Origin of the sequence: Microcoleus sp. AT3-A2, from assembly GCF_036705685.1 — a bacterium.
Classification (GTDB): Bacteria; Cyanobacteriota; Cyanobacteriia; order Cyanobacteriales; family Microcoleaceae; genus Microcoleus.
This window is the reverse complement of record NZ_JAUBVF010000136.1, coordinates 1-2,847: the sequence shown is the minus strand read 5'-3', so window position 1 is coordinate 2,847 and position 2,847 is coordinate 1. Positions and strand designations below refer to the sequence as shown.

The 2,847-nt window shown below is 41.3% G+C and carries 4 protein-coding genes; 2 read left to right on the top strand and 2 right to left on the bottom strand.

The window, feature by feature from the left end; translation table 11 throughout:
* Window positions 1-77 precede the first annotated feature (77 nt).
* Complete coding sequence (locus QUB37_RS29420; RefSeq protein WP_333168744.1) at window positions 78-236, top strand: leucine-rich repeat domain-containing protein; 159 nt, start codon at window positions 78-80, stop codon at window positions 234-236.
* Window positions 237-509: 273 nt separating this feature from the next.
* Here the strand turns inward: QUB37_RS29420 and QUB37_RS29415 are convergent, their stop codons facing one another.
* Both QUB37_RS29415 and QUB37_RS29995 read right to left on the bottom strand, forming a co-directional pair.
* Complete coding sequence (locus tag QUB37_RS29415) at window positions 510-1,625, bottom strand: hypothetical protein (protein WP_333168742.1); 1,116 nt, start codon at window positions 1,623-1,625, stop codon at window positions 510-512.
* A gap of 56 nt (window positions 1,626-1,681) precedes the next feature.
* Window positions 1,682-1,780 carry an RQC domain-containing protein gene (locus tag QUB37_RS29995; RefSeq protein WP_445243688.1) on the bottom strand — a complete coding sequence of 33 codons (99 nt, stop codon included), beginning with the start codon at window positions 1,778-1,780 and terminating at the stop codon, window positions 1,682-1,684.
* Between the two features lie 841 nt (window positions 1,781-2,621).
* Between QUB37_RS29995 and QUB37_RS29410 the strand changes: the two genes are divergently transcribed.
* Window positions 2,622-2,714 carry an HNH endonuclease gene (locus QUB37_RS29410; protein ID WP_333168740.1) on the top strand — a complete coding sequence of 31 codons (93 nt, stop codon included), beginning with the start codon at window positions 2,622-2,624 and terminating at the stop codon, window positions 2,712-2,714.
* Window positions 2,715-2,847: the final 133 nt, after the last annotated feature.

Sequence of the window (2,847 nt, the reverse complement as noted above, 5' to 3'; positions counted from 1 at the left end):
CTTGAATGGCTTAATTGGAAATCAGAGACAAGCTGCATGAGTATAATTACTCACTACAAAAGTGACATACTCCCTCCCTGACTAACCTTAACTCTCTCTATCTCGACAAGAATCAAATCAGCGATATCAAACCGCTAGCATCCCTGACTAACCTGAAAAAACTCCATCTCAACGGAAATCCGATCGCTCCTGAAATTTGCCCTCTCAAACCAGAGTCTATCTGTCAATGGGAATGATAAATTTAACTTCAGTCAGGGGGAGATTGTCGGGAAGGTCGATCGTAATTTGCATGATCGATAGTACCTTTTAATTTCAATTGTCTCTGAAGTGCGATCGTTACAGATTCATTAAACTTTGATTCATGCGCTGTATTCTTCAAGATTAAAACGAGTATATCTGTCAGCACTTTAACATAGCTGGGTGCTTAGGGTACACCTTAACCCAATAAAATTGAACTCTTGTGGAACAGGCATCTTGCCTGTTCATGAATCTCATGCAATATCTCAGATTTAAGCGACCTTGCGCGGTGCATCAACCATCGGCGCAGTACCAAACAAATGTCTGAGATAACTACGACTGAGCTCCCGGTTCCAGCGCCGCAAACGCACCATCACTCGTGTGAATGTAAAAGTCAATTCCAACACCAAAGAAAGCTGTTTGAGACTAAGTGAAGTATTAAACACATCGTTACCGTGCGTGCGTTCAATCTGATGGTGTTTCAGCAAAGCAATCAAGTTTTTGGTAGAGCCTTTTAGTTGATTGAAGTAACTCTGGGAGAATGCCCAGCGACTGAAACCCCAAAACTTAGCCAAATGATTGAGTTCATCCTGTAAAGGCTGGGAAATTGCCTGTTGCAACGCTCCAGTTGAGTGTACCATCAACCATAAATAAACAGAAGTAGCTCCCCACTCGGTACTCAGGCGACTAATCACGTGTTTATAGGTATCTTGCCAAGCGTCACCTGTGGATTGACAGCCATTCACAGAGTTGGGTTTTACTTGCAGTTTTTCCCCTGTAAGTTGCTGGTAAATTTTCCTAAATGTCGGGCAATGTTGGCGTTCTTCTTTTTCCCAGACACCTATCTCTAGAATGTTGCCATTGTCATCAGAAATTCCTCCCATAAACCGCGCCATTTGCGGGTAAATATGCTGTAAGTAGCACCAGCTTTCTCTACCGTAGCTGCGGATGGGAGCTTCAATTTCTGCCGCACTTGCCAATATTTGCAAAAAGATTTCTGGCTTGACACCAATAATTTGGTCGCGATTGATTCTTTGCCAATCTATGGGTTCCCAAGGGCGGGGATGCGGGGTGGAAAATTGCTGGGGTAGATCGGAAAGTCGATCGCTCAAAACTTCCAATGACATATAATGGTCGATGAGCGAGTTAATCCTGGCCCGACTTTGCAAATAGCGAGGGCTTTGATACTGATTACCAGCCAAATCAATTGTATACACCTTACCAGTAGCTTTCATTGTTTCTGCCTGTTCGTGACTTTTACAGCTATTGTGCAAAAGGCATTTGGGAAGTTGCAATGAGTAACGTGCAGGCTGCTCAATTACTAGCAGTTGCCTCGACTGAGCCGAACTCAGGTGAAACGGCCTGAAGTAGGGTGAACTAAGCAACACATGATACGGCTAAGATATGCGGCAGAGTAGGCTTCCTCTAATAAATTGTCTATACTTCAGTCTTGACTAATTCCATAAGTAGAAAGTTGGTGGTGCTGGCATTGCAAAAATTTTTGATTTTTAGAACCACGTAGCACGTCTAAGCGGTTGCACATTTAAACTGTCATACAAGCATTACCCTTGTTTTTGATTGGGCGACCCCATTTAATTATTAATTTTCCTTGATTTAAGAGGTGATGCCATAAATATTCTAGCTCTGAAATTAATATAAAAAATCGATTTACAGTAATATATATTTATCGAGTGCCCTACTAATTTAATTAAGTTATAGTCGGGTTGTTTTCGGGAAAATTCTAAATGAAGATTAGGCATTTATGTCTCAATTCTTTTTAGGCACTATTCTTTAGATATCTCCCAAATATTCCCCTTATGTGGGAAAAGAACATAACAGACATTTTTTTAAACATAAACATGAGCGAGATACTGAATTATATTGAAGAGAATCATCAAGAAACACAGCGATTACTTGGTCTACCCTATGAACAGTTACAACAATTACTCCCAAATGCCGAACGATTTTAACTTTAGCATACTTTGGACTCTCGTTAAAATGGGCTTACCCTAAATGAAAAACCCGGGTTCGATTTCTTAGGATTAAACATCAGACAATTCCCTGTTGGGCAAAACACATCAGGCAAAGTTAATGGCAAAATCCTGGAACTTCACACTATTATCACCCCCAGCAATGAAAGTCACAAAAGACACTACAGAAAAGTTGTACAAGTAATAAATAAGTCGCGTGGGTTGGGAGCATCTCATATTTGTAAAAACACTTATTCTGGCTCTTTCCTTCTTCCTCTTTCCTCCTGGCTCCTGACTCCCCACTCCAATTTCTAGCTTGCCTGCTTTCATTGAGATGCTCCAGTTCAAGAATGGGAGTACGCCTCGAAATACCCGTAAAAGTGTCTAAACTACTCAAGGGACAAAAATGGAAATGTGATCACTGCGATAACTACTTCAAAGATAGAGGTTGATCACGTCATCCCCAAATCGCAAAGTGGAAGGGAATCGTATGATAATTGGCAATGACTCCATCGACATTGCCACGACACAAAAACTGCTAATGATGGCAATCTCGGTAACAATTGGAGTTTAGACTAAGCAGGTCAAAAAGTACGATCGCTGTGAGACTAGCGAACAGTTCTCAAGAACGGCAACGGTT